This window comes from Leptolyngbya sp. AN10 (genome assembly GCF_050565645.1).
Classification (GTDB): Bacteria; Cyanobacteriota; Cyanobacteriia; order Leptolyngbyales; family Leptolyngbyaceae; genus Leptolyngbya.
In genome coordinates this window covers 1-24891 of record NZ_JBNXVP010000051.1, presented here as the reverse complement: position 1 = coordinate 24891, position 24891 = coordinate 1, and the positions used below count along the sequence as shown (strand labels likewise).

General features: G+C 45.9%; 30 protein-coding genes. 14 read left to right on the top strand and 16 right to left on the bottom strand.

Annotated features, from left to right (window positions below):
• The first annotated feature begins 1 nt into the window (after nucleotide 1).
• From ACQ4M5_RS36660 to ACQ4M5_RS36630, 7 genes are all read left to right on the top strand, one after another.
• On the top strand, nucleotides 2-625 hold the full coding sequence (locus tag ACQ4M5_RS36660; protein ID WP_430680731.1) for a cupin: 624 nt from the start codon (nucleotides 2-4) through the stop codon (nucleotides 623-625).
• 9 nt (nucleotides 626-634) lie between these two features.
• On the top strand, nucleotides 635-916 hold the full coding sequence (locus ACQ4M5_RS36655) for a hypothetical protein (RefSeq protein WP_430680730.1): 282 nt from the start codon (nucleotides 635-637) through the stop codon (nucleotides 914-916).
• 223 nt (nucleotides 917-1139) lie between these two features.
• Nucleotides 1140-1400 carry a hypothetical protein gene (locus ACQ4M5_RS36650; RefSeq protein WP_430680729.1) on the top strand — a complete coding sequence of 87 codons (261 nt, stop codon included), beginning with the start codon at nucleotides 1140-1142 and terminating at the stop codon, nucleotides 1398-1400.
• Entirely contained in the window at nucleotides 1390-1719 is a 330-nt protein-coding gene (locus ACQ4M5_RS36645; protein ID WP_430680728.1) for a hypothetical protein, read from the top strand. The genes ACQ4M5_RS36650 and ACQ4M5_RS36645 overlap by 11 nt, the downstream gene beginning before the upstream one ends.
• Nucleotides 1720-1772: 53 nt before the next feature.
• On the top strand, nucleotides 1773-2687 hold the full coding sequence (queG, locus tag ACQ4M5_RS36640; RefSeq protein WP_430680727.1) for a tRNA epoxyqueuosine(34) reductase QueG: 915 nt from the start codon (nucleotides 1773-1775) through the stop codon (nucleotides 2685-2687).
• Between the two features lie 18 nt (nucleotides 2688-2705).
• Nucleotides 2706-3119, top strand: a complete 414-nt coding sequence (arfB, locus tag ACQ4M5_RS36635; protein ID WP_430680726.1) for an alternative ribosome rescue aminoacyl-tRNA hydrolase ArfB — start codon at nucleotides 2706-2708, stop codon at nucleotides 3117-3119.
• Nucleotides 3120-3142: 23 nt separating this feature from the next.
• Nucleotides 3143-4468, top strand: a complete 1326-nt coding sequence (locus ACQ4M5_RS36630) for a toll/interleukin-1 receptor domain-containing protein (RefSeq protein ID WP_430680725.1) — start codon at nucleotides 3143-3145, stop codon at nucleotides 4466-4468.
• Here ACQ4M5_RS36630 and ACQ4M5_RS36625 read toward each other — a convergent pair.
• Genes ACQ4M5_RS36625 through ACQ4M5_RS36615 form a run of 3 tightly spaced genes read right to left on the bottom strand, consistent with a single transcriptional unit; the run spans nucleotide 4465 to nucleotide 7807 of the window.
• Nucleotides 4465-4674, bottom strand: coding sequence for a hypothetical protein (locus tag ACQ4M5_RS36625; RefSeq protein ID WP_430680724.1), 210 nt, complete (start codon nucleotides 4672-4674; stop codon nucleotides 4465-4467). The two genes, ACQ4M5_RS36630 and ACQ4M5_RS36625, sit on opposite strands and share 4 nt — an antisense overlap.
• A gap of 54 nt (nucleotides 4675-4728) precedes the next feature.
• A complete protein-coding gene (locus ACQ4M5_RS36620; RefSeq protein ID WP_430680723.1) occupies nucleotides 4729-6990 on the bottom strand; it encodes a CHASE2 domain-containing protein in 2262 nt (753 codons plus the stop codon).
• Nucleotides 6971-7807, bottom strand: a complete 837-nt coding sequence (locus ACQ4M5_RS36615; RefSeq protein WP_430680722.1) for a FecR family protein — start codon at nucleotides 7805-7807, stop codon at nucleotides 6971-6973. Before ACQ4M5_RS36615 ends, ACQ4M5_RS36620 begins: the two co-directional genes overlap by 20 nt.
• 186 nt (nucleotides 7808-7993) lie before the next feature.
• On the opposite strand from ACQ4M5_RS36615, the gene ACQ4M5_RS36610 reads away from it, so the two are divergent.
• On the top strand, nucleotides 7994-9961 hold the full coding sequence (locus ACQ4M5_RS36610; protein ID WP_430680721.1) for an FAD-dependent oxidoreductase: 1968 nt from the start codon (nucleotides 7994-7996) through the stop codon (nucleotides 9959-9961).
• 51 nt (nucleotides 9962-10012) lie between these two features.
• On the opposite strand, the gene ACQ4M5_RS36605 is transcribed toward ACQ4M5_RS36610, so the two are convergent.
• The 5 genes from ACQ4M5_RS36605 to ACQ4M5_RS36585 form a co-directional block, all read right to left on the bottom strand.
• On the bottom strand, nucleotides 10013-10219 hold the full coding sequence (locus tag ACQ4M5_RS36605) for a hypothetical protein (RefSeq protein WP_430680720.1): 207 nt from the start codon (nucleotides 10217-10219) through the stop codon (nucleotides 10013-10015).
• A 14-nt stretch (nucleotides 10220-10233) separates the two neighbouring features.
• Nucleotides 10234-11094 carry a carboxylating nicotinate-nucleotide diphosphorylase gene (nadC, locus tag ACQ4M5_RS36600; protein WP_430680719.1) on the bottom strand — a complete coding sequence of 287 codons (861 nt, stop codon included), beginning with the start codon at nucleotides 11092-11094 and terminating at the stop codon, nucleotides 10234-10236.
• 130 nt (nucleotides 11095-11224) lie between these two features.
• Nucleotides 11225-11677 (bottom strand): DUF2752 domain-containing protein, encoded by a 453-nt coding sequence (locus tag ACQ4M5_RS36595; RefSeq protein WP_430680718.1) that lies wholly within the window; start codon nucleotides 11675-11677, stop codon nucleotides 11225-11227.
• Nucleotides 11677-11988, bottom strand: a complete 312-nt coding sequence (locus ACQ4M5_RS36590) for a hypothetical protein (protein WP_430680717.1) — start codon at nucleotides 11986-11988, stop codon at nucleotides 11677-11679. The genes ACQ4M5_RS36595 and ACQ4M5_RS36590 overlap by 1 nt, the downstream gene beginning before the upstream one ends.
• A 436-nt stretch (nucleotides 11989-12424) precedes the next feature.
• Complete coding sequence (locus ACQ4M5_RS36585; RefSeq protein ID WP_430680716.1) at nucleotides 12425-13018, bottom strand: hypothetical protein; 594 nt, start codon at nucleotides 13016-13018, stop codon at nucleotides 12425-12427.
• A 299-nt stretch (nucleotides 13019-13317) separates the two neighbouring features.
• Between ACQ4M5_RS36585 and ACQ4M5_RS36580 the strand changes: the two genes are divergently transcribed.
• From ACQ4M5_RS36580 to ACQ4M5_RS36570, 3 genes are all read left to right on the top strand, one after another.
• Complete coding sequence (locus tag ACQ4M5_RS36580) at nucleotides 13318-13956, top strand: sigma-70 family RNA polymerase sigma factor (RefSeq protein WP_430680715.1); 639 nt, start codon at nucleotides 13318-13320, stop codon at nucleotides 13954-13956.
• Nucleotides 13957-14079: 123 nt separating this feature from the next.
• On the top strand, nucleotides 14080-15342 hold the full coding sequence (locus tag ACQ4M5_RS36575; protein WP_430680714.1) for a DUF1822 family protein: 1263 nt from the start codon (nucleotides 14080-14082) through the stop codon (nucleotides 15340-15342).
• A 32-nt stretch (nucleotides 15343-15374) separates the two neighbouring features.
• Nucleotides 15375-18083 (top strand): pentapeptide repeat-containing protein, encoded by a 2709-nt coding sequence (locus ACQ4M5_RS36570; RefSeq protein WP_430680713.1) that lies wholly within the window; start codon nucleotides 15375-15377, stop codon nucleotides 18081-18083.
• A 13-nt stretch (nucleotides 18084-18096) separates the two neighbouring features.
• On the opposite strand, the gene ACQ4M5_RS36565 is transcribed toward ACQ4M5_RS36570, so the two are convergent.
• From ACQ4M5_RS36565 to ACQ4M5_RS36545, 5 genes are all read right to left on the bottom strand, one after another.
• Nucleotides 18097-18231: a hypothetical protein gene (locus tag ACQ4M5_RS36565; protein ID WP_430680712.1), complete on the bottom strand. Its 135-nt coding sequence runs from the start codon at nucleotides 18229-18231 to the stop codon at nucleotides 18097-18099.
• Nucleotides 18232-18250: 19 nt separating this feature from the next.
• Nucleotides 18251-18619, bottom strand: a complete 369-nt coding sequence (locus tag ACQ4M5_RS36560) for a clan AA aspartic protease (RefSeq protein WP_430680711.1) — start codon at nucleotides 18617-18619, stop codon at nucleotides 18251-18253.
• The gene (locus ACQ4M5_RS36555; RefSeq protein ID WP_430680710.1) at nucleotides 18616-18891 is read right to left on the bottom strand and encodes a hypothetical protein; all 276 of its coding nucleotides are present in this window, start codon (nucleotides 18889-18891) and stop codon (nucleotides 18616-18618) included. Before ACQ4M5_RS36555 ends, ACQ4M5_RS36560 begins: the two co-directional genes overlap by 4 nt.
• 236 nt (nucleotides 18892-19127) lie before the next feature.
• Nucleotides 19128-19811 (bottom strand): ribonuclease III, encoded by a 684-nt coding sequence (rnc, locus tag ACQ4M5_RS36550; protein WP_430680709.1) that lies wholly within the window; start codon nucleotides 19809-19811, stop codon nucleotides 19128-19130.
• Nucleotides 19796-20035, bottom strand: a complete 240-nt coding sequence (locus ACQ4M5_RS36545) for an HNH endonuclease (protein WP_430680708.1) — start codon at nucleotides 20033-20035, stop codon at nucleotides 19796-19798. Before ACQ4M5_RS36545 ends, rnc begins: the two co-directional genes overlap by 16 nt.
• A 443-nt stretch (nucleotides 20036-20478) precedes the next feature.
• On the opposite strand from ACQ4M5_RS36545, the gene rpmG reads away from it, so the two are divergent.
• The 3 genes from rpmG (at nucleotide 20479) to ACQ4M5_RS36530 (ending at nucleotide 23100) form a co-directional block, all read left to right on the top strand.
• Complete coding sequence (gene rpmG / locus ACQ4M5_RS36540; RefSeq protein WP_071837119.1) at nucleotides 20479-20673, top strand: 50S ribosomal protein L33; 195 nt, start codon at nucleotides 20479-20481, stop codon at nucleotides 20671-20673.
• 82 nt (nucleotides 20674-20755) lie between these two features.
• On the top strand, nucleotides 20756-20971 hold the full coding sequence (rpsR, locus tag ACQ4M5_RS36535) for a 30S ribosomal protein S18 (protein WP_059000004.1): 216 nt from the start codon (nucleotides 20756-20758) through the stop codon (nucleotides 20969-20971).
• 110 nt (nucleotides 20972-21081) lie between these two features.
• Complete coding sequence (locus ACQ4M5_RS36530) at nucleotides 21082-23100, top strand: ribonuclease catalytic domain-containing protein (protein WP_430680707.1); 2019 nt, start codon at nucleotides 21082-21084, stop codon at nucleotides 23098-23100.
• Nucleotides 23101-23105: 5 nt separating this feature from the next.
• On the opposite strand, the gene ACQ4M5_RS36525 is transcribed toward ACQ4M5_RS36530, so the two are convergent.
• From ACQ4M5_RS36525 to ACQ4M5_RS36515, 3 genes are all read right to left on the bottom strand, one after another.
• Nucleotides 23106-23879, bottom strand: coding sequence for a YwqG family protein (locus tag ACQ4M5_RS36525; protein ID WP_430680706.1), 774 nt, complete (start codon nucleotides 23877-23879; stop codon nucleotides 23106-23108).
• Between the two features lie 104 nt (nucleotides 23880-23983).
• On the bottom strand, nucleotides 23984-24292 hold the full coding sequence (locus tag ACQ4M5_RS36520) for a DUF2442 domain-containing protein (RefSeq protein ID WP_430680705.1): 309 nt from the start codon (nucleotides 24290-24292) through the stop codon (nucleotides 23984-23986).
• Nucleotides 24293-24343: 51 nt separating this feature from the next.
• A complete protein-coding gene (locus tag ACQ4M5_RS36515; RefSeq protein WP_430680704.1) occupies nucleotides 24344-24766 on the bottom strand; it encodes a hypothetical protein in 423 nt (140 codons plus the stop codon).
• Nucleotides 24767-24891: the final 125 nt, after the last annotated feature.

The following is a 24891-nucleotide window of genomic DNA, read 5'->3' as shown; positions in this document are numbered from 1 at the left end:
TATGAAAACTCTAGATTGGATAGTAACCGATGATGGACAATGCCAAACTCGCCCCTCCGCGCGAGAATGGGATTTGGTTGCTGAACATTATTATCTGCATCAATTTTTGACTGAGGTGATCGAACTACTCGCACAAGTGAAACACGAAGCAGACGAATGGGATTATCTCCCTCAACTGCGGCGCTTAGTACGAAAACTAATTGTTAATTCTTACTATGTTCGTACTCAGTTTCTCGAACCTTGTCCGAAAACAGGAAGTTCAGTGCTAACGTTATACGACGAAATTGGTTATCCTTTGACTGTTCAGAATGTGACCTTTGCTCCGGGCATTGTTTCACCGATTCATAATCATGGAACGTGGGGCATTACTGCGGTTCTGAAAGGGCGCGAGAAGCATACATTTTGGCGACGCACTTTTGATGATCCCAACTTTCCGAACAAAATTGAACCGATTGGTCGAAAGATTGTTGCTCCGGGTGAAGTTGTCAGCTTTGCGCCAAATGCAATTCACTGTGTAGAAGCGATCGACAATGAGCCAACCGTTACGTTTCAAATTTACGGGGACACACAACCGCGATCGCGTTTCTTTTTCGAGCGCGATACGCACACTGCTAAACCTTTCTAATCCTGCATCATGAGAAACAACTTAGGCGATGTTTTTTTGGTAGGTTTGATTACGCTGATCATGCTCACGCCTGCATTATTCACCTTTGCTATTGTTTGGTACTACCATTTGCAGTACGTTCAGCAATCTCTCCCACATCTTTCTGTCACACCAATTTTGCACAGTCTCATGCTGATTGCAATGAGCTTCTTTTTCCTATTCCCGGTTTGGACAGCGTATCAAAGCTATCAATCCGCACAGTTGAAACAAAAAGTCGCTCGATTAGAACGTCTCTGGCAACAAAGTATTTAGGAGGGTGTTTGAAAAACAATCGTTCATCGCATTCACCCACCCGGAAATGAATCTCCGGGCTGATCGGGGGAAGCCCACTAAACTGGGCTAAGAACTCCGTATTACTTTCTCAGCCCGCTTCAGCGGGGTTTCCTCCATTAGCCCGGAGATTCATTTCCGGGCGGACTGGCAACGCAGCAAAGCCGCTTTTTATCCTTCTCAAACATCCTCTAAGGAGTCTCACATGGAAGCTGTAACCGAATCTCGAAAAAATCAATACATCGACTTGATCCAGCAATTGCTTGCCTGTCCAAATGGGCAAGAACCTGAAATTTTAGATGCTCAACCGGATCTAATTGATGCTGGCTTTGTGCAAACTTTAGTGCAAGTCGCAACAATGATGACTCACGAGAACAATCCAGACGGGGCAAAGTTTTTGATTCACGTCGCTCGCGAACTTGCAAAACAACTTGGACTTTATCCTCAAACTTCTAATGATCAATAACTTAGAACTCACATCAAATGAAGCAGGAGAACTTGCAACTGCATTTCTCACCGAAGATTTGTCGATCGCGCCCGTCGATCAAGAATGGTTCACGGTTCTCTCTTCAAAACCAATGGGTGAAAGCTGGTACGTGGTTGAAATTGGCATCGAAGGACTACCAGATAAATGGGTTGTTCAAGTCTACGACACTCGTGAGTGTGATCCGAGCTATACGTTCGTTTCACCTGTGAGCGCTGAAGATGATCATACCGACTTAGCAGAGCTACCCGATGAAATTGCAACAGTTTTGATCACCGAGCGGGATGCCAGAGTCGCATAACACGATCGCGGCAAACAATGTCACCATAAAAACAGTGGTGAATCAGTGCGCTCATGGAATCAGAGATTAAGCAAAAAGCGATCGAGCTTGGTTTTCATAAAGTCGGAATTGCTTCGGTCGCTGATCCGGCTCAAATTTCTGCGATCGAAGCTTTGCAAAAATGGCTCGATCGAGGTTTTCAGGCGGATATGGCATGGATGAACAATCCCAAGCGCCAAGATATTCGCGAACTGGTTCCTGAAGCAAAATCGATCATTTGTGTCGCGCTGAACTATTACACACCGCAACAGCGACCCGAAGGAGAAGAATACGCGAAAATCTCCCGCTATGGTTGGGGACGAGATTACCACCGAATTTTACATAAGAAACTAAAAGCGTTTACCGCTTGGTTAGAACGCGATCGAATTCAAGCTCGATACTTTGCAGATACGGCTCCCGTCCAAGATAAGTTCTGGGCACAGCAAGCAGGATTGGGCTGGATTGCAAAAAATGGCAATGTGATTACACGCGACTATGGTTCTTGGGTGTTCCTCGGTGGCATTGTTACTAATTTGGAACTTGCGATCGACAAACCGCACACGCAACATTGTGGAACTTGTACCCGCTGCATTGATGCTTGTCCCACGAATGCAATCACAGAACCGTTTGTGATTGATGCAAATCGTTGTATTGCTTATCATACGATCGAGAATCGCTCAGAAACTTTACCCGATATCAATCTCAAAGGTTGGGTTGCTGGCTGTGATATCTGTCAGGATGTTTGCCCTTGGAATCAGCGATTTGCTCAAGCAACCGATGTCGAAGATTTTCAGCCGCGATCGTGGAACATTGCCCCGACCTTAGAAGAACTTGCTGAGATTTCCGAAGAAGAATACGATCGACGATTTACCGGATCTGCCTTGCGACGGATCAAAATCCACATGTTGAAACGAAACGCAAAGGCAAACATCGACTACGCTAAAGAATAATGCTCGATGATCCGAACAATGCTGCAAATTTCTAAAGCGATCGCAATTCCCGAATCTGAGATTGAACTCAGCGCAGTACGTTCACAAGGCGCAGGCGGACAAAACGTGAACAAAGTCGCAACCGCGATACATTTGCGCTTCGATATTGCCGCCTCTTCATTGCCCGATCGCATCAAAGAGCGATTGTTAAATTTGAATGACAATCGAATTACCAAAGATGGGATTCTCATCATCAAAGCACAGTCGCAACGCACCCAAGAACAGAATCGTGAAGAAGCGCTGAAGCGATTGAAAGAACTAATTCAAAGTGCGATGATTGTTCCCAAGAAACGTAAGGCTACGATTCCAACTCGCGGTTCTCAACAAAAACGATTAGATAGCAAAACCAAGCGAGGACAGACGAAAGCGCTCCGAGGGAAAGTAACCGAGTAACTATCATTTCTTGTGACTGTGCTATGACCCGAACGATTACGCATCTACCTTCTGAGCCTAACTTACAGAACCACGACGTTTTCATCTCATACTCTCGAAGAGATCAAGCCTTTGTTCGGAACTTGGATGCTGAATTTAGAAAGCTGAATCGATCGCCTTGGGTCGATTGGGATAGCATTCGCAAGGGAGAAGAATGGTGGGCAGCGATTCAACACGGCATCGAAGGAGCAAACACCTTTGTGTTTGTGATTAGTCCAGATTCGATCAACTCTCTAGTCTGCCAAGATGAAATTAACTATGCGGCATTGAACAATAAGCGATTTTTACCGATCGTGCATCGAGAAGGCTTTGATCCCGGCAGAGTGCATCCTGAAATTTCGAGCCACAACTGGTTGTTTTTTCGCGAAACAGACGACTTCCAAAGCTCATTTCAGGAACTCTTAAAAGCGATCGACACAGATTTAGAATACGTCCGAATGCACACCCGATTGTTAGTTCGAGCAATCGAATGGCAAGAAAAATTCAAAGATTCGAGCTATCTCCTGCGGGGAAGTGATCTTGAAGCAGCAGAACAATGGGTAATTAATTCAAAAAAGCCACCTGCAACCCATTTGCAAGTTCAATACATTCGATCAAGTCGAGACGCAGAAACGGCTCGAAGAAGTGCAATTTCGCGATCGCGTAGAAATGTCGTTGCGTTCACTATTTTTGCTAATTTGCTTGTATCGAGCTTGGCAGGAATTTGGTTTTACAAAGTCAGAATCAATGAAGCCACCGATCGGATTCGAGAAGATCTGGTGAGTGCGTTACGGATTGGAATAATTGGAACAAATGGCGATCGATTTCCAGAAGTAGCCGCTATCCGTGTTGCTCAAGGTGAGAATCCAAAGAACAATCCACTCTATCAAGAACAACAACAGTGGCTTCTCAATGTGAATACGGTTTTTCCAAATGCTTTTCCACGCACTTTCATTGCCGGAAAACCGGGTGAAATTCTCTGGGTTGGGGATGTTACACGCGAAGTGCGGAAGACTCGCAAAGAGACAAGATTTCTAGACTCATACTCAGCAGAACATAAAGAACTTGATGTGTTCAAAAATCAAGAAACGGTCGTAATGAATCCGTATCAAGATGAGTTAGGACAATGGATTTCGGCTTCTGCTCCGATCAAAAATTCGCGTGGCGACATTGTTGGCGGAATGCGAGTTGATTTTACTCAGACTTACTTAGAATCCGTCCAGAAAAGCGTCCAACGCGATTTAATGATTGCTTACATCGTTGTTTTAGCGTGGTTACTTACGTTGAGTTGGATCATTCTCCGATCGATGCGTTCAATCCGCGATCGCTAAATCACATGATAGTAAGACAGTACTTGAAATAACAATGCAGCAACGATCGGAATGACGATCGGGATCACGACCACAAAGCCCCATTTATCAAAGCGAATCGGTTGATCTTTCGGTTTGAGAATGTATGCACCTGCAAGTATTCCAGCGATCGTCAAAATAATGCCGAACACCAAAAAGAGTACAAATCCTGATTCTGGAACACCCATAATTTTCTAGAGAACTACCTTGAGATCCTAGATTGATCGCGTCTCCGAATTGCTCTAACCCGTGATAGGTTTTTCATCGAATCGCACAGGCAATTTAACCGTAAAAATCGTCCAACCACTTGCGCTCATCACGTCGATCGAGCCTTGCAAGGATTCCGCCAATTTCTGCACTAACGCAAGTCCCAATCCTGAGCCACCCTGCTTCCAAGGATCTGCATTTGGAATTCGGTAAAAGCGCTCAAAAATTCTCGATCGAGCTTCTTCTGCAATTTCAACGCCAGAATTTTTCACGCTAATTTCAACATTTGGCGCAACCCAATCTGCCGATACAACAATCTGTTCATTCGGTGGTGTGTACTTGCAAGCATTATTCAAAAGTTCAACTAAAATTCGCTCTAAGGCATCTCGATCGCTGTACAACGTTGGCAACGCTGGATCAAGCACGATCGAGAACGCTTGTTGTCGCGATTCAGTTCGTCGATCGAACGGCTCTAATAGTTCAGGCAGCCAATTATGAAGGGCAATTGGGTTCATCTCAAACGATTGCCGCCCAGATTCTAATCGCTGAAGATCAAGCAAAGTATTGACTAAATCTGCTTCACGATTGCATTCATTATCGAGAATTCTTAAATAATGTTCTTTCTGTATATCAGTCTTTGCAATCTTGAGAAGTTGAATTGCCATTTTCATATTCGTTAATGGTGTTCTCAACTCATGCGAAACTGTGCTTAAAAATTCATCTTTTAATTCGCTTAAGTGATGTAATTCGCTGATTTGATCATCTAAATCGAGTTCGATCGCTTTACGAAGCGTGATATCTTCTAATACGATCAGAACTCCATCTTCAGACCTTTCTAACGGTTCAATGTGAAAATTAAACCATTGTTCCTGACGATGTTTCTCGATCGAGATGGTATGCGGATCTCTCAACATTTGCTGCCAGTCGTTCATCCCAATCCACCCAGGAACCAGAATTGGCTCTAGCGAACTTCCCACCCGAATATTAAACACCGCAGCCGCGATCGGGTTACAAAACCAAACTCGTCCCGCTAAATCACACGCCATCAGCCCGATCGGTAAATTTCTTGCGATCGCAGCTTGGGTTGCTTGCGATTGTCCTAGTTGATCCGCCAGCGTGGTTAATTGTGTGACTCGCTGCATTGAAATATCAGACGAAGCCAGTTCAGAAGGATCAAGCGGTCGTGTAATTAAATCAGCTTCGTAGCGTTCCTGTAGCTGATCGATTTGCTGTTGCAGAGTGCGATTAATTCTCGATCGCTCAAGCAATATTGTCACGATCGTATTGCTCACGACCAACCCAATCGGTAACATCATCGGTGGAAGATAGTTCGCTTTAAGTAGAACGACACTAATTCCAATCCAACTCAAAATACTAATGACCGCGATCGCAATCTGAATTTCTGTGCGCCAAAAACTGAGAATTAGACCGAATCCAAGTCCGCCGATCGCAAAAATCACAAACAATTTCGCACCCGCGATCGGTGTAAGTGCACTTCGCTGCAACACGTTATCGATCAACGTTGCCTGAATATGAACTCCGCTGGCTAGAGCCGCACGATCGAAGGGAGTCGAAGCCGCATCGATCGAGGATGCAGTCACGCCCACAAGCACAATTTTGTTTTCAAATACAGAATCCGGTACTTCTCCCCGAATCACCGAAGCAAACGAATAGTTCGGAATACGATCGCTGCGTCCTGCCCAATTCAGCCAAATCGGTTGACTCAAATCCGGAGATGCGATCGCTTCTCGCAACAAAGAGTACGTCATCGCAGTTGCAATTCCGAACGCTAAAGTACCGCCAGACTGCGGCTCGATTGATCGAACAATCCCATCCTCATCCGGTCGAATCTGAATATGACCACTCCCGACCGCAACCGTTTTCAATCGAGGAACCGGAAGCAGAAGATTCCCCGGTTCGACCTCTCCCTGCGCCAAAACGACTCGATTCGATCGTCCGATCGCTTTCGCAAGCAGTTCATCTTCAGGACTCGGTTCTGAGAACAATAAATCGAACGCGATCACACTAGAATTTGCACGAGTTAATCGATCGATTAATTCCACATACCTCGATCGCTTCCAGGGAAATCGCCCCAGTTCTTTGAGACTATCATCATCAATCGCAACCAGGACTAAACGATTATCCCATTGCCGCTCTCCCCGGAGCCGAAACAGCGCAGAATACGAAACTTGCTCCAGCGGTTTAAGCACACCAATTTGCAGCAATCCCGCCATTAAAACAGTTGCGATCGCACCGGGAAGTAACCGCCACCCGACTCTACCGAAACGCGAGTTCATAAGATTGAGATTTTCCCAATGGAGTTGTGACCACGACATTAACCCTCAGAAACGATGGAACTAAAAACGGTGCACTGCGAAATTCACCATTAGCATCGACTGTTTGCTGCACCCCATTGACCGTCACTGCATTCACCGGATCAACCCGCCCCACAAGCTGAACGCTCCGAACGCCTCGATCGAGCACTCTAACAAAATCCGCTGCTAATGAGGGATCATCTCGTAATGGTACAGCAGGGGATGGAGGCTGTCCGGGAATCGTAAAGTTCTGAAATCCCCCTGGAACTTCAACTTGAACTCCTTGAGCTTCGGTCACGACTGATCCCTCTAAAGTCCCGATCGAGGTTTTCCCATCCGGCTGCACGACGACACCAAACTCTGTTCCTCGGACTCCACTTAAGCCCGCAGGGGTACGGATTTTCAGTTCAGAATTTGGGCTGGTAAACCGTCGCAGCTTCAATCGAACTTGTCCCCGCGTCACATCAATGTGTGTGATCCTGCCGCTATCAGAGGTGGTATCTAATCGTTGAACTCTTAAATTGGTATATTCCAGAACATTGATAGTTCCGACCCCGGTATCCAAAAGCAAATTTGCTCCAGATTGAGTTCCGGTTGTGATTCCATCTCCGATCGCTTGTAATCGATCGCCAACACGAGCCGCCCTCGACCCAGACGGTCGATCGTAGCTAACAGTTCCCGACATTTGTTGAATTGCCAGCCATCGATCGACTCTCACTGAGACATCGTTGGATTGTGCCAACACTGGAACTGGAATGCAGAACGCAAAAAAAAGGTAAGGTATTGCTGTGAATTTCATGAGCAAGATTCTTGCATATTTCCGAATAAACGTATATTTTATGCTGTTTGAATAATATCTAAAATTGCAACATTTAAGTAGCTTCCTTCTTCTAGATAAACCACTGAATCGCTCTTAAGATTCTTACGATTTGCCTAATCAAGTGCAAACGTACTTCATACAATTAAGTGATGTGAGATGATCTCAATGACGAAATTTTTCTTTCATTTTGCTGTTGGATTGAGCCTGATTTCTCTACTATCAATTCAACAAGTTCAAGCCCAAACTCCACGATCGATTGATCAACAAGTCAATTGCGAAATTATGATTGTCGGGGCGGGAACGTCCGGAGTCGCGGCTGCCTACGAATCTCTTAAAGCAGGTCGTACCGTGTGTATGACCGAAATTACCGATTGGATTGGGGGACAAGTTTCATCTCAAGGAACTTCCGCTCTTGATGAAAAACCGACGCAGCGATCTCGCTTATTTTTTCCACGCGGCTACACTGATTTTCGCCAACGAATTTTAGCCCAAAACGAAGGTAAAAATCCGGGTGCTTGTTGGGTGAGCTTAGTTTGTTTCATGCCAGAAGAAGGACATGAACTGTTACAAACAATGTTGCAAGAGGCAGAAAGAGAAGGCAAAGGAAAGCTTCATTTTTTCCCGAATACGGTTGCAAAATCCGTAGCAGTTTCAGGCACTCAAATTCAATCCATTCGCGCTATTCAACATCGCCCCGCTCCGAATGCGCCCCCACTCAATACCTATCCACTCTCTCAAACGATTACCGATAGTTACACCGAGCAAGATTCGCCACTATTCCAAAAGAAGATCATTCAATTCGTGCCGCCTGCTTCTGGGAAATGGTACGTAATTGAAGCAACCGAAACTGGAGAATTGGTCGCACTAACCGATATTCCTTATCGCTTGGGGCTGGATGCTCGATCGTATCTCAACCCTTCTTCATCCAGTGAAACCGATTACCCCTATTGTCCCCAAGGCTACACGTACACTTTTGCAATGGAAGCAACGGCGACTCCGCAACCTGCAACGCCACCAGATTTTTACCCGCGTTATGCCCAGTCTTATAGCTTCAATGACAAGCGATACGCAGAAACACCCGAACTGGTCTTCACTTATCGTCGAATTCAAAGTGCAGTTCCAGGTGCAGGAAGTCGATCGGTCAATCCGGGCGATATCTCAATGCAAAACTGGAACTGGGGCAATGATTACGCGCCCGGAACAAGTGCAGATAACTATCTACTCTCGCGGGATCAACTCCGATCGACCGGACAGCTTGATCCGAATGGTTGGCTAGGTGGCTTCCGAGTCAGCGGACTACGAGGCGGCGAGGAGCAAGCATTGGGCTTTTTCTACTGGTTCCATTCCGGAACAACCGATGCGAAACAGCCAGTCAAGAAACCATTCCCAAATTTGCGTTATCTCTCTGGGCTTGATTCTCCAATGGGTACAGTGCATGGATTATCTAAATATCCTTACATGCGCGAATCACGTCGCATTGTTGGACGACCTGCTTATGGCTATCCACAGGGCTTTTTTATGGATGAAGTCACAGCTTCTCGAAAAGACTTTAGTGGAGAGTACTATCAAAATTTAGGAGAGCCAACATTTCGGAACTTAGCCACCTCGATCGCGGGGTTAAGAACGATCGATGTGATTCGCGGACGCATTGATCCGAAAACCGTTAGAACATTAGGTCGATCGCATATCTATCCCGATAGTGTTGGTATTGGACATTACCCGCTCGATTTCCATCCCTGCATGGTCGAATCCCCGCCTGAGAAGCCTGGAAATCAAGAACGCCCAGGAGAGCGACAAGGTGCAGATGAGACCTATCCGTTCCAGATTCCGCTCAGAGCCATGATCCCGCAGAAGATCGATAACATGATTGTGACTGGGAAAAGTCTGGCAATGAGTCACATTACGGCATCGGCTTATCGGGTTCATTCGATCGAGTGGTCAGCAGGTGCAGCAGCAGGAACAACCGCAGCATTCTCTCTCGAAACTGGAATTGCTCCCTTCCAACTGATCGAAAATCTTCCCTATCCCAGTCCAAATCTAGAGAAACTGCAACAGCGACTCAACGCCAACAACAATCCGACTGCATTTCCAGGGACTTCGATCTTGAACACCAATTGGCAAAACTGGAAATAAAGAAAAAGTGAACTACCTACACCAACCGCTACGCAGTATGGTGTAGGTAGTTCACTCTTCAGTTTGCTCGGTTGAATCTGGACGAAGGGATTCGCGATACTCTCGCCCCAACCGCATTGCCTCTTCATAAGCAGGGCTATCAGCAAACGTTCCTGCAATCCTTTCCCACCAAGGTTTAGAAGATGGCTCTACTTTCTCTTTGAGACGAGCCACTTCAGCCTCTAGAAGCGTGACCCGGTCTTCAAGTTGTTCTGGCATTTGTCGTCGCCTCCTTAAATCTTGAATTTCATACTTAAATCTAACCAGGTAGATCGAGTAATTGGTGCGCTACTCGAAATAAAATCGACTCCCGTTTCTGCGATCGCTCTCAACGTCGTCAAAGTCACATTCCCCGAAGCCTCGATTTTAATTCGATTGTTTGTCGATCGAATCATCTCTACTGCCTGACTCATCATTTCTAGCGGCATATTGTCGAGCATGATAATATCGACTCCGTGATCGATCGCTTCCTGCACCATTTCTAAATTCTCGGTTTCCACTTCGACCGTCAATGGATACGGAATCTGGGCGCGAACTTGTGCGATCGCATTCGCAATTCCCCCCGCTGCCACGATGTGATTATCTTTTAACATCACCGCATCATCTAATCCCATACGATGATTCATTGCCCCGCCAACCTGTGTCGCATACTTCTCAAGCGATCGCAATCCTGGTGTTGTCTTGCGCGTATCCACTAACTGAGCAGGCAAATCCTCAATCTTTTCCACATACTGCCGCGTCATCGTCGCAATCCCACTCAGACGCATGGCTAAATTCAGCGCAACTCTTTCGCCAGTCAGTAACGCATCGTAAGCGCCTTCAATTCGTGCGATCGTTTGTCCTTTCCCCACTGCTTCCCCTTCTTCAACCAACGGTGTAAACTCCGTAGACTGATTGAGTAAGTAAAACACTCTAGCCGCGATCGGTAATCCTGCAATTACTCCTGCTTCTTTCGCAATCCAAACCGCTTGACGAGTTCCAGGAGAGATCAAAGCTTGTGTGGTGCGATCGCCGCGTCCAATATCTTCGAGCAGCCAATCTTGAAGAATGCGATCGAGAATTAAAAACGGTGGGAGTACAGCAACTTTATTCACAACGTTCTAGCCTCATCACTTTCATTCACGTATTTCTTGGATCATAGAGCGTCTTTGGAGCTTCGTGCGCCAAATCGAAATAGGTGAGCGACAAGACTGAGAAGTTGACAATCCGAAATGCTGCCTTGTCCTAAAATGCGAAACTTAGACTTGCATCTAGAAACGCCCTGATCGCAACACCACAAGCCACTAGCTGAATCAGATCAAACCAGCATAGTTCTGAACTCTTCCAGAACAGTAAAGGCATCCTGAGAAAAAATTGAGCGATCGCCAAAGTGAGAACTAAGATTCCGGCTTTGTTGAACCTTAACGCAGCATTAAGGTCAAAGTGGTACAACGAAACAATGCTTCTGGTTAATCCACAGCTTGAACAGGGTCGATCCGGATAGTTTGTAGCAACAAAACTTGGAATCGTAGGCAATTCAAACGGGAGATAAGACTCTACCTCACCTGGAATAGAAACTCCAAGCGGGTAGAGCAAAAAGACTACAGACAGTGCGAGTAAAGCATAGTTGACATATCGATACTCTCTGTAGATGTTCGGCAAACGCTTCAGAAGATTCACAATTACTGCGATCGACATTATCTAATTTGTTGCTGTTGCGGTTGAACATTTTGATTGATGGAGCCAGCAGTACCTAATGCAACAATCTGAGTACCCGATATCACTAGACCAATCATGCTAATCGTCAATGCAACCAAGGGGAATGCTTTAGCCTCCTTTTTGGCGTATGCCAGACAAGTAGCAACTCCAGCCAAGAGAGAAGATGGCAGTGCAATCCAGATTGCAAACACACCAAGGCAGGGGATGAAAGATGCCACCATGCCGATTAGTCCAAACACAAGCGCAATAACGGACAGTACTGTGGTTGGCGCTGAGGCTTCCTTTGCCATGTTTCTTACTCCGTAAGTAGGTGGATTGAAAATTGAACGAGATTTCAGTTCGTAGACTTGATGCTTTAATCGAAACTTGCTGGTAGCGACTGTTAAAAAATCAAGATTTGCGCGATCGCAGTCGGGCTGACTGCTCTGACCAACCAATATGTGAGTCAAAAACACCGCAGCCCTAATCAGATAACGAAGCCTCAGTGAAAAATATTCCAATCATCGACAAAAATAATCCACTGTTTTCATAACTGTTGGACTAATTCAACTATTGTTGACTGTGTTTTTCGGTTCATCATCGATCGCATTCTCATTTAGAACAAGATAAATAGAGTTGTTCTCCACCCGTCATAAGCTTCGAGCATCGACAAGCATTTCGTCGAAGGCTTCTGTCCATTGCTTGGCAATTGCTGGCATGACAGTTTGAGCAGTTCAGCAAGCCACCTTATCTTGCTCTAGTTGGTTTTGTCTGTGGAGGACAGACGCAGTTCGAGTTCGACGGATTAGAAGCTTGAGCACCACCAATATCGACGTTGCGGAACTGGAATCTATCACTTTGATCCATAAAGCGGAAACGAGAAGCAATTTCAACAACTGCTAACTTAGTCACCTGCTGAGGCAATCTAAAGCTCACACTTCCCTTTGTTGGAATTCCTGTAACAAGCTGTGTATACGCAATACCGTCCCCGGTACTCTTACCGATCGACATCGTTCGAGCGATGTACTCATTTCCAGAAGTATCAAACGTTCGAGAATTACGGTTTATGTTGAAAGTAACATCTTCATCTGCAATGTTTGTCACCAATAGATTGCAAGTCACCTCCATTGGCTTTACTCTTCGACAACCTTGAAGTTCAATCCTTACTCCCTTTACTTCTACTACGCTGGAAGTTGGCTCTCGTGTTGATCGCTGCGCCACCAAAGAACTCGCATTCACAGAATTCAAATTTGAAAGGGTTACTGCTGATGCGATCGCACCTGCACCAAATCCCACACTCAATAACGCCACGCTTTTGATTGATTTCAGTCTTGGATACATATCACTTTTCTCCTCACCTCACATAAGTTGAATCTGCGATCGAGGTTCAGCAATTCAACCTCAACAGAAACAACGAAGGCGAAATCAAAAATATTCCAAGGTTTGTGTAATTTCTCAAAAACCTTTTCGCTTGATCGTGTTAAAAACCCTTCGCGTGCTATGTTTATTCGCGATCGATTGCCCGAAAAATAGCTGCGTCATCTACCCCATTTCTGTTATTCGCTGACCTTAAAGCACACTCGTATTTCGTGAGATTACGCAAGTCTCATTCGTGCCATTCCTTCACCTATTTCCTGACTATGATAGACACCAAAAGCTTTGAGCATCTTCTAGCAGATAATCGGCATCTTCAACGGATTGAAGCGATCGCTAAAAAAAGAACTCAAGGCACATCAGTATCTTGGGAAGATGCGGCTCAGATCGCAAATATGAAGCTATTGCAAGCGGTGAGAGCAGGGAAATTTCGCGATGGGGATTGGGTGAAGTTTTTCCGATGGGCGACGAGCGTAGCGAAAAATGAAATCATTGACCTTGTTCGCAAAGAAAAACGCTACTGTCCGATCAGTTTAGATCAATCGATGTTTGGCACAGAATTAACAATTTTAGAGAATCTTCCGGGTGACTCTAATCCGCTCGACTCGCTTGAAATTGCAGATCTGACCCTCAGCGCGATCGATGCTTTAAATGCGATCGATCAAAAATATCCTCATAAACACTATCGTCATCTCTGTATCGGTCAAGCAAATGGACAAACCCAAGCACAACTCGCAGCAGAATTGGGAATTACTCAAAGCGCAGTCTCGAAACGAATCAAAGAATTAGCGTTGCTGATGGATGAAGCACTTGAACTTGGACTATTTTCAGCCAAAGCGGTTAAACAACGGCACTCTTCCTCCAAGCGAACATCCGCCCGAAAACGATCAAATTCGCAGTGGTAAGGAAATGCACAACACTGACGATTTTTTCAACAAAATTTTCTTTGTTTGTCATAAGTTAGAACTGAACTTCGTTATCAGTAACAGATGGCTTTGAGTCTTTCTATTGCTTAACAACCTAAAAATATGTGTGCAGATACCAGAGAACTACCTATTTTGCAGTCCCGCATTCCCCAACCTGGAGAGATCTGGCAACTGACCCGATCGCTCGATTGTCCAATCGAGTTTCCAGAGGCACGATCGCTTTATTCCGAAGTTGCTCTGGAATTTCTCAGCAATCCGCGATCGCGCTATGTGATGATCGTTCGAGAACCTGAGTTAGAGCAAGTCACAGTGATGATTCTTTCAGATGAAACTCAGTATCTTAGCGATGTTGATGTGTTGATTCCAAAGCAACTTTCTAAAATCGATCAAGATTTACTCGCGGAAACGTGGAATGTTCTGCCGATGTTAACGAATCATCTCGATCGTCCTGTTGGCGATCGCTTATCTAGACAGATATATGATTTGTTGCTGGATGTGGGCGATCAATATCTCACAGAACAGCGATCAGAGATTCAAAGTTTTACACGTTCCGCACAAGATCCAGAGATTCAGCAATTTCATCAGCGTGAACAAGCGTGGAGCGATGTTCTCAGCATTCCGCTGTCTGCTTATCAGACTTATCTTAATTCACTGAGATACTACAATACACTGATGACCGAGGCAATGCAGCTTGAACAAATCAAGGTAGATTCAATTCCACCCATTCAGTTAAGACAGTGGCTTCAGAATATCTTTGAATTCCATTGGCAAGAGGTTTCGGCGTTCTGTCAAACTGCGCCGCCAGTAGTGGCAGTTAGAACGAAAACAACTGGCTCTAATGAAATTCCAGCTTTGATCGAGCAGCTTGAAACGACATCCAACGAACATCAGCAGCATCGCATTCTTAGACGGCTTGGAGAAGTCGCGATCGGGAACAAAGCCGCAATTCAAGCCATTGTTCGTTTATTGCGAAACACAACCGATGATGAAACGCTGTGGGCAACGGTTGAAAGCTTGCGATCGATTGATCCAGATAATCCGGAGATCGGGGTTCGACGAATGCGGCAGATCGATTGGGGGGTTCAGATGGCTAGACAAGCGATCGCGTTTGTCGTTTCTCTGGTTCCAAGAGCCGATCAGCGAATTAGCATTTTGCTGCAAGCGTATCCGATGGATCAAACCTGCTATCTCCCTTTGGATCTCAAGCTAGTTTTACTGAATGAACAGGGCAACCCGTTACACGAAGTAAAATCGCGATCGACGGATGTTTGCATTCAGCTTAAACTGAGCGGTGCGATCGGTGAATCGTTTAGTGTTTGTCTCCAGCTTGGATCAGCCACCATTGTTGAGGATTTTGTGCTTTAGTGAGGAGTGTTCTAGAAAAGTGTGTCCTGCTGATGCGTGAATCCTCGCTGAAACGCTACTGCGATCGCTCCCTCAAGCGACAAAATTTGGCTGGAGAGAGCTTTCGGAATGCAGACATTCGCAGTGCTAATTTCTCCGATGCCGTCCTGAGCAATGCTGATTTTACTCAAGCGAGAGCAGGACTTTCTCGACGCTGGATCGTGATTCACAGCTTAGTTTCGCTGGTTACTTCAATATTAAGCGGCGGTATCATTGGATACTACGGCAACTGGTGTGCGCTGTACTTCAATCCGAACTATCTCCAGGAATTTTCGCTCCTGCCTGGAATGGGAATTTTGGCGCTCACATCCATGTCGATCGCGATTACAACTCGACGCGGCAGCACGATCGCAACCGTGGGAATCGTTGCTGTAATCAGCATGATTGCAGGCATACTAACAATTTTGCTGTCCACACTGATTGTAGGTGCAAGCTTCTCCCGAACAATTGCGATCGCGGTTGCAGTGGCGGTTTCTGGAGCCAGCACTGCATCAAATGCTTGTTTACTGAGTCTCTGTCTTGCCGTAGCCGCAGCAGTTTCTCCGATCCTAGAAGGAATTGCGATCGCGCTTTCGGTGGTGACAGGAATGACAGTTGCAGTAAATGGAACGGGAGCATTAACCAGAGCCGCGATTCATCCGTTAGCAATTGGAGTCACCGTTGGCGTGATTGCATTCGCTTGCTATCTCAGACGCAAAGCAATGAGCGAACATCCTGCGTTTACAAATCTGCGGCAGGCAGCAATTATTCTAAGTGCGATCGGCGGAACGAGCTTTCGAGGAGCAGATTTGAGTGAAGCAAATTTCACCGAGGCAGAACTCAATGGGAGTGATTTTAGAACTGCGATCGTTAAACGAACTCAGTGGCGAAATGCCAAGTTACGGACGGCTCGATTGGGAGATACCATTCTCAGAGATGCCGAAGTAAGACAGTTACTTGTCACTGGGCAAGGAAGCGATCGACACTACATTGGATGCAATCTCGAAGGTGCAAATCTCGAAGGAGCAGATTTGAGGAATGTAGACTTCACAGCGTCTCAACTCAACGAAGCGACATTTGAAGCTGCGAATTTAGAGAACGCCAATCTGAGTCAAATCCAAGCATTGAACACCAATTTCCAATTCGCATCATTCACAGGTGCTTGTCTAGAAGCTTGGAATATTAACAATCAAACTCAGTTAGAGGGCATTGATTGTCGCTATGTTTACTTACTCAATCCGCAACAAGCACGATGCCCCCGATCGGGTGAATTTGCACCGAATGACTTTACTCAACTATTTCAGATTGTTGCAAATACGATCGAGCTAATTTTCCACGACGACTTAGACTTTCAACAACTCGAAGCTACATTAAAGACGGTTCAGGCAAAATACCCAGATCAATCTCTCACCGTTAAGAGCATTGATAAAAAAGCAGAGAACTTAATAGTTGTTGAAGTAAAAGTGTCTCAGGGAGCAGACAAAGATGCGATTTATGCAGATTTAACTCAAACCTACGATCGCGCTCTTCAGAAGATCGAAGAATGCTACCAAGCAGAGCTAACTGCAAAAGAAAATCTCTTAGCTGCATATCGCCAGTTTCCACTGATTACTTTGGGTCGAAGTCGCGGAAAATTCGTTGTTCTCAAACTAGCAGACGGCACAATTAGCACAGGCTTTTCGGTGATCTTGCAAATCGGAGCCGAGAATATGCCTCCGTTTGCAGAACTTCGGGGAAAGCTACCTCCTGCTCCCGAACTGCTCAAGGCTTACCAGCGCTGGAAAATAAGCTATCAAAAAAGCTTAGGAACTGTGACTCGTTTAGAGATTCCAGAAGCTCAAGTTACAAACATTAATGGACAAGCATTTCATCAAGACTGTTGTGAAGCGGCAAACAGCCTCCAACGTCACATTAACGCTTGGCTAAATCATCCCACCTTTCAATCGATTCGAGAACCATTGTTTCAGCATCTCGATCGCACTGAGCCGATTCGATTGATTCTGCAAACAGACGATCGCGATCTTCAACGATTGCCGCTCCAAGTTTGGGATTTCTTTGATTGTTATCCTCACGCTGAACTTGCCCTGAGTGCTTCTGTCTATCAACAAGTTTCAGGCATTTCATCAGCAATTTCGACCCTAAAAATCTTAGCAATCTTAGGCGATCGTACCGGAATCAATCTTCAAACCGATCAACAACTCTTACAGCAACTCCTTCCAACAGCAACCATCCGGTTTCTTGATGCTCCAACCCGTCAAGAACTCAGCGATCAGCTTTGGTCGGAACAATGGAACGTTTTGTATTTTGCTGGACATAGTTCTACAGCCGATGCGATCGATGGCAAGATTCAGATCAATCCAGATGAGGAATTAACGATCGCGGAATTACGTCACGCGCTTAGAAACGCGATCGCTCAGGGCTTAAAACTCGCAATCTTCAACTCGTGTGATGGTTTAGGACTAGCTGCCTCGCTTGCAGAACTCAATCTTCCGCAAATCATTGTCATGCGAGAACCTGTTCCCGATCCAGTCGCTCAAGCATTCCTCAGAAATTTTCTGCTTGCGTTTTCCCGTGGAACGACGCTTTACTTATCAGTTCGAGAAGCGCGGGAAAAACTTCAGGGTTTAGAAGACCGTTTTCCAAGTGCAGCTTGGTTGCCTGTAATCTATCAAAACCCAGCAGAAATGCCCCTGAGCTATCACAGCAATCCAGTTCACTATTGAAAATAAAAATTTATTACTCAAGTTTCATTCGGTGATTTATTGTGCCTCCGACCTGTTTGCGATCGCCGCGTCCAATATCTTCAAGTAGCCCATCTTGAAGAATGCGATCGAGAATTAAAAACGACGGAAATACAGAAGCCTTATTCACAAGTTCTAGCCGAATTTGTCTATTGTAATTGTGCGATCGTGACCAACCCACCTACAACTGCATCGACTTGCAATCGATACCCACGCAGCATTCTCATTCCAAGTAGCGGCTCCGTGTTTGCTGAATTAATTTCGATTTCTCGGAACTGCCCATCCCAAATTACACTCGCCTCGTAGATATCAAACAAAGTTTCGCTTCCATCTCCTAATGTGGCACGATCGCGATAACTCCAAGCTAATTCAAGTTCAGCAATCATCGCGGCTGGAAGACTCAAAAACCCTGTGAACCCAGTGTCAATCACAGCGTTAACAGATTTAAGCTTATTCCCGCTCTTGACGACGACACAAATGATTGCTTCATCACTTTCGTTCACATATCCCTGCATCATAGAGCGTCTTTCAAGCTCCGTGCCCCGAATCGATGAACGGCACGATAACCAATCCGAACCACCCAGGGTTGGGCATCCGGCAATCGCTCATAAAGTCGTCGCGTGGCTGTCATCGTGTCGTCTGCAAGCTCAAACGTTCCGGTTTCGATGTCGATCGCGACAATTTTGCCATGATTACCCTCCTCGACTTGAGGACGCACCTGAGATTCATAAATCTCATCGCCACGTTGAGCAAATTCCTCTTTGCTGTAGCGGGGTTGTCGAACTGTCATTCACTTGACCTCGTATCTACGATTTCTTTCCTATTCTACCTCCAGCAATTTTCGAGGAGCTTTTCTTGAAGAAAGCGAGCGAGAATTAAAAATGATGGAAGTACAGAAGCCTTATTCACAAGTTTTAGCCGAAATTGTGCGATCATAGCTAACCCACTTGCTACTGGAATCTCTAGCCCTGCATGATTGCGGCAGCTCCAAGATAATTCAAGTATGAGAAGATCATTTCACCTACTCTAAAGCAACCCGCGTTTTCTGAGCTTTGCTAAAGCATCATCAGCAGCACTTTTCTCCGCATCTTTTTTGCTGCGTCCTTTACCTTCACCATGAAGCTTGTCACCCACATACACTTTAGAAAGGAACTCTGGTGCATGATCAGTTCCGCCAATCTTCTCTGTTAGGTACTTTGGAGGAGTTGTTGCACCGTTAGCCTGAGCAAATTCTTGAAACCGATTCTTCGAGTCCACTCCTGAACGACTGACAACAACGCCTTGAGGCACAGAATCAAATAATTCTTCGATCAAAGGGCGAAGTGCCTCAATGTCTCGGTTATGGTCTAAATAATACGCCCCTACGATCGCTTCAAAAGTACTGCTCAGAAGATTCGGATTTTGATAGCCGCCGTCCCGAATTGCGCCTTGCCCTAAGCGAATTCTAAAATCCAGCCCAACCTCAGTCGCAAATCGAGCAAGCTGCTTCTCATCGACCAATGCCGCCCGCCGTCGTGTCATTTCGTCTTCTCCCATTTCAGGATGACGCTGATAGAGATATTCTCCACTGATGAAATTGAGAATTGCATCCCCAAGAAATTCCAATCGCTCGTTATGTCCCGCTTCCCCCGGATTTTCGTTGATATACGATCGATGAGTTAGCGCCCGACGAAGCAGCTTTTCGTCATTGAAAATTAAAAATTTGTGCATTTTTTCCTCTTTTTAGGTGGATAAAGGCTGTTTCCACGATCGTGATTGCAAGGGAAACAAGCAAGCCGTAGGTTTTCCAAAGAATTAGAACCACCCTGACTTTTAGGTATTAGATGGTCGAGCGTTAACTGTTCTGAGGAAAAAGAGCATTGACACCACCAACAGAGCGAACCAAACCTACGAAGTAGCTGACTCTTCTTACTGTGTTTTTGCTTAGAATTCATTGTTGATTTCCTTTGCCATGATTTGAGCAGCATCGGAATATCAGAGATATGAAGAAATCCGCTCACACGAGCAAGAATTCTCTTAATTGCCTAACGTAAACGTCTCAAGCGCACTACCTTTAAGCCTCAAACCAGTGCATATCTAATATGCTGGACTAGCAGTTACTTGAAAGTTTCACTTCACAATCAGACAAATGCTAGACCAGGAAACTGGATATGCACTGACCTGAGACATGAAGGTAGTACCCATGAGACGAACACCTAAGCTTTTGATATTCGTCTACATAGCTTAATCGAATCACAGAGAATTTTATTCGTCAACACTAAAGTTTTGATTCTTTAACGATTCTGATCGCACTTCATCCCCCGACAACTTTTTGCCCATCTCGCAAGAATTGTGAAATAATAGATCTTCGTGTCTTTACGTTATTGGCAACAAAACTATGGCAAAGAATAAAGGCGTAAGGCTAATCATTACGCTGGAATGTACCGAATGCCGCACCAACCCGGCAAAGCGCTCCAACGGAGTCTCTCGATACACCACCTCGAAAAACCGTCGGAATACCACTGCACGACTAGAACTGAGCAAGTTCTGTACGCACTGCAACAAACACACGACCCACAAAGAAATCAAATAATCTTTGTCAGCAAAAGCTGGTAAGTTTTTGCCCGTAGTTTCTGAAAACTACCGCCCATTGACCCTTTACCAAATAGACCTCCATGACTTACTTCCGCCGCCGAGTATCGCCGATCAAACCTGGAGATCCGATCGATTACAAAGATGTCGATCTGCTCCGCAAATTCATCACCGAGCGTGGAAAAATCCTGCCTCGTCGAATCACCGGACTCACCGCAAAACAGCAGCGGGATTTGACCGTCGCGATCAAACGCGCCCGCGTGATTGCCTTGTTGCCGTTCGTGAACCAAGAAGGCTAAACCCCTTCAAACCCTCTGCGGGGGTGCTAGTGTAGGGTGTGAGCAATCCCGGTCGCAAAAACCCCCGTTTTGCTCTGTTTATTCATCACCCATCGCACCCCGCAGATTCAATGGAGAAGGGAACCCTAGTCGAATTTCGCGTCAACGGAGAACGCCGTCTCGCTGTAGCCGATCGTCCAGAAGGCAAAAAGCACTGGATTGCGATCGACGATCGTTCTCAAAATCACACCCTTCATCCGCGCCAAATTACTTACGAAGTCACAAATCAGACGTTCAAACCGTCCGACATTCCAAACTTTCTCAAAGAAGTCAAACCTTTTCTCGATCCGTCCAGCCTCGAAGTCGCTTGGGAAATCCTGATCGAAGGCGGAGACAGCACCGATCCAAAAGAGTTAGCGATGCTGCTGTTCTCAGAGACGAGTCCAGCGATGTGTTATGCCGCTTACTATTTATTGTCGGAAGATAAGCTTTACTTTAAGCAGAAAGGCGATCGCTATGAGCCAAGATCCGCGACGCAAGTGGCAGATCTCAAACATCAAATCGAGATGGAGGCTCAACGTCAGCGCGACTGGCAGAGCTTCTTAGATCGAATCGAACTCGCATTGCAGGGAAATTCAGTGGAATGGCAAGCGATCGACCGACCAAGACTTGATGCACTGGAGCGATTTGCTACTGTTGAAGAAGCACCGAACCGATCCAGCGCGATCGAAATCCTCGCTGCTCTAAAACGCCCTGAAACATCCCAAGCCGCCTTCCAGCTTCTCGTTGATCTCGGAATCTGGAGTCCACACGAGAATATGTTCCTGCGGCGTGCCCAAATTCCGATTCAATTCTCTAACAAGGTTCTGGAAGTGACGCACCACCGTTTGGAATTCCCACCCGCTGATCTCGATGTCAATCGCCTCGATTTGACGCATCTGAAGGTTTATACGATCGACGATGAAAGCACCCGCGAAATCGATGACGGTCTAAGCGTCGAATTTCTCCCCGACGGACGCGAGAAACTCTGGATTCATATCGCCGATCCAACTCGCTGGATGGAACCTGGTGACGAACTCGACCTCGATGCTCGTAAACGCATCACCACGATCTATCTACCAACCGGAATGATTCCGATGTTCCCTTCCGAGTTAGCAACGGGTCCGATGAGCCTGAATCCAGGAAAAACCTGTTGTGCCTTGAGCTTTGCCGTAATCCTTACGCCAGAAGGAGCCGTAGAAGAGTACAGCATTCATGCAAGTTCGATTCGATCGACGTATCGCCTCACTTACGAGGATGTCGATGAAATGCTGCAATTGGGCGTTCAAGGCGAATCCGAAATCGAAGCGTTATCGAAATGGGCAAAACGACGCACCGCATGGCGACAGTCTCAAGGTGCGGTCAGCATTCATATGCCGGAATCTTCGATCAAAGTGAAAAGCGATGGAGAAGTCACGATCGAAGTTCTCGATGATTCGATCTCGCGCCAGTTGGTTGCCGAAATGATGATTTTAGCGGGAGAAGTGGCTGCCCGTTACGCGCAAACGCACAATTTACCGTTACCGTTCCGGGGTCAGCCTCAGCCGGAATTACCTTCTGATGAGGAACTCTTGCAACTTCCGGCGGGACCTGTTCGATCGTGTGCGATTCGTCGCTGTATGCCTCGAAGCGAACTGACAATCACGCCTGCTCGTCACGCCAGTTTAGGACTTGATACTTACACTCAAGTGACTTCGCCAATTCGCCGTTACAGCGATCTCGTCGCTCACTTCCAAATCAAGGCACACCTACGCGGCGATGTTCTACCTTTCTCAGTCGAGGAAGTCAAAGAACTGATGATCAATATTGGTCTAGCTGTTCAAGAAGCCGTATTCGTCGAGCGTCAAACGAATCGATACTGGAGCCTAGAATATCTGAGACGGCACTCTAATGAAATTTGGGATGCTCTGATGCTGCGCTGGTTGCGAGAGCATGAAGGATTAGGCTTAGTGCTGTTAGAAGATTTGGGCTTAGAATTGCCGATGGTATTTCAGCCATCAGCACGTCCCGGCGATCAATTACGCCTCAAGGTGAGCCTAGTCGATCCACGTCGCGATGAAATCCGCTTCCAGGAAGTCACTCAACAAGAAGCCCAGCAAGCCGTCGGATAATCAAACTAGCTTGATTCGTGATTCACGAGAATTCTAGAAAAATCAAGGCGTTGTAAGTCCTCTCGATGGATCAGAACTTGTAAATAGCCTGCGTCTCCAATACACAAATTCACTGCTGTACTAGAGTCTACCTGTAGTAAGTTCACCCAGTCTTGGGGCTGCGCCTTACTCTCACGCGGATCGTACCCAATACCCGCAACATAACCGAGCAATCGACCGATCGCATGATTCGACAGTTTTCTTGCCAACTCGTCGATCGATAAATCATCACTCAATCCAGCGGCAGTCAGTTTTTCGCACAGTGCATCATATTCCTGGCTCCACCACCGTGGAATATCTGGCGAAAGCTGAAACGTAAGACGATGCGGCACTAAGTCCACACACCAATCATTACAAAATTCTCGATCGCTCGGTAAAGGTGTCGGCTGTAATGGCTCAGTTCCGGTATAAACCACCAGTTGATCTGCTCCATCGTCGTAATCATCGACAAACAGATAAATCATTCCTTGTCGTGGAAACGGATTCTCTGGAAAGTCGGGCAACTCCGCTAAATTAATTTGCATCAAGAAGCGAAAATACATCTCTAAGCTGTCTTCTTTGAGCCAAGGAATCGAGGCAGGCAAATCTGGCTCCCCCCCAATGCGGCTTTGTCCAACTTTTCCAGGTTCCGCTTCCTCAAGTCGCATAAAAATTGCAGGACGCGCACTTGCTAAAATCTCATCTTGATGTTCAGATAAACCGTGTTCGTGAATCAGCGTGATTAGTCGATCGCAATTCATTTGTTTGACCTAACTCTGCGATCGATTTCTTCAATTGTTCTGAACTCAATTACTGAAGAATCAGGTTTAGATTATCGATCGGAGTTCATCGGGTGTAGCAATTGTTAACGTTTCGCTTCTCGGCTACTTAACCACCGCTGAAGTGATTTCTGGCTTTCTCCCGATCGTTGTCCAAGAATCAGATTTTTGATACTAATATCTTCATCGAGTTGATTCCAGTGGATTCCAACTCCGCCAGCAATAAAGCGCCAGTCATTCCGTTCTTCAACTGAAGCACTAAGTAATCGGGGATACCATGCTAGGGGTACAGATATCGTGCGTCCATCCGACAAATCAGCAGACAACGTATCATCTGTAACAATCACGTTCTGAATGTTCGGAACTTCAAGCAGTTCAATCGTTAAAGAAGTCATTCCAACCTGCTAGCAATTGCTCTTGGTGTTCTTCAACCAGTTTCAGATAAATCATGATTCTTTATCCAGAAAATGATTAATTCGCTCTTGTGTTGCAAAAGTAGCTTTTCTAACCTCTTCATTGTCTGATTGCCCTAATGTCTTTAAAGCATCAGCAATTTCTTGATCACCGGGATAAATCACGTAAGCAAGGTTTTTGACCGCGAGAATCTGATACTTAGGATCATTAAATTCATGCAATACAAAGCCGCGATATGCACTCAAGTAATAATTACTGAATTCAAGCGCATCCTGGCACATTGATCGTAACTTCTGCCGCTCCGTTTCTCCCTCTGGGATGAGATAGTTCCAGCGATTTCGGCACTGTTCGTATACCTGCTCAACTAGATTTGTCCATTGATCATTAATGCGTGTTTTGTATAACTGAACAATCTCTCGCTTAATACCAACATATTGCCCTGTTTGTTGACCCACTAGTGCAGATCGGCGAAAATAAAGCAGCAGCTTATTGGAGCTTCGGCTCAAAGCCCTGAAACTTCCAGTTGAACGGCTTTGCCATCGTGCAATTGAAGTACTGAATGAAGGCTTGAATCTGCTGC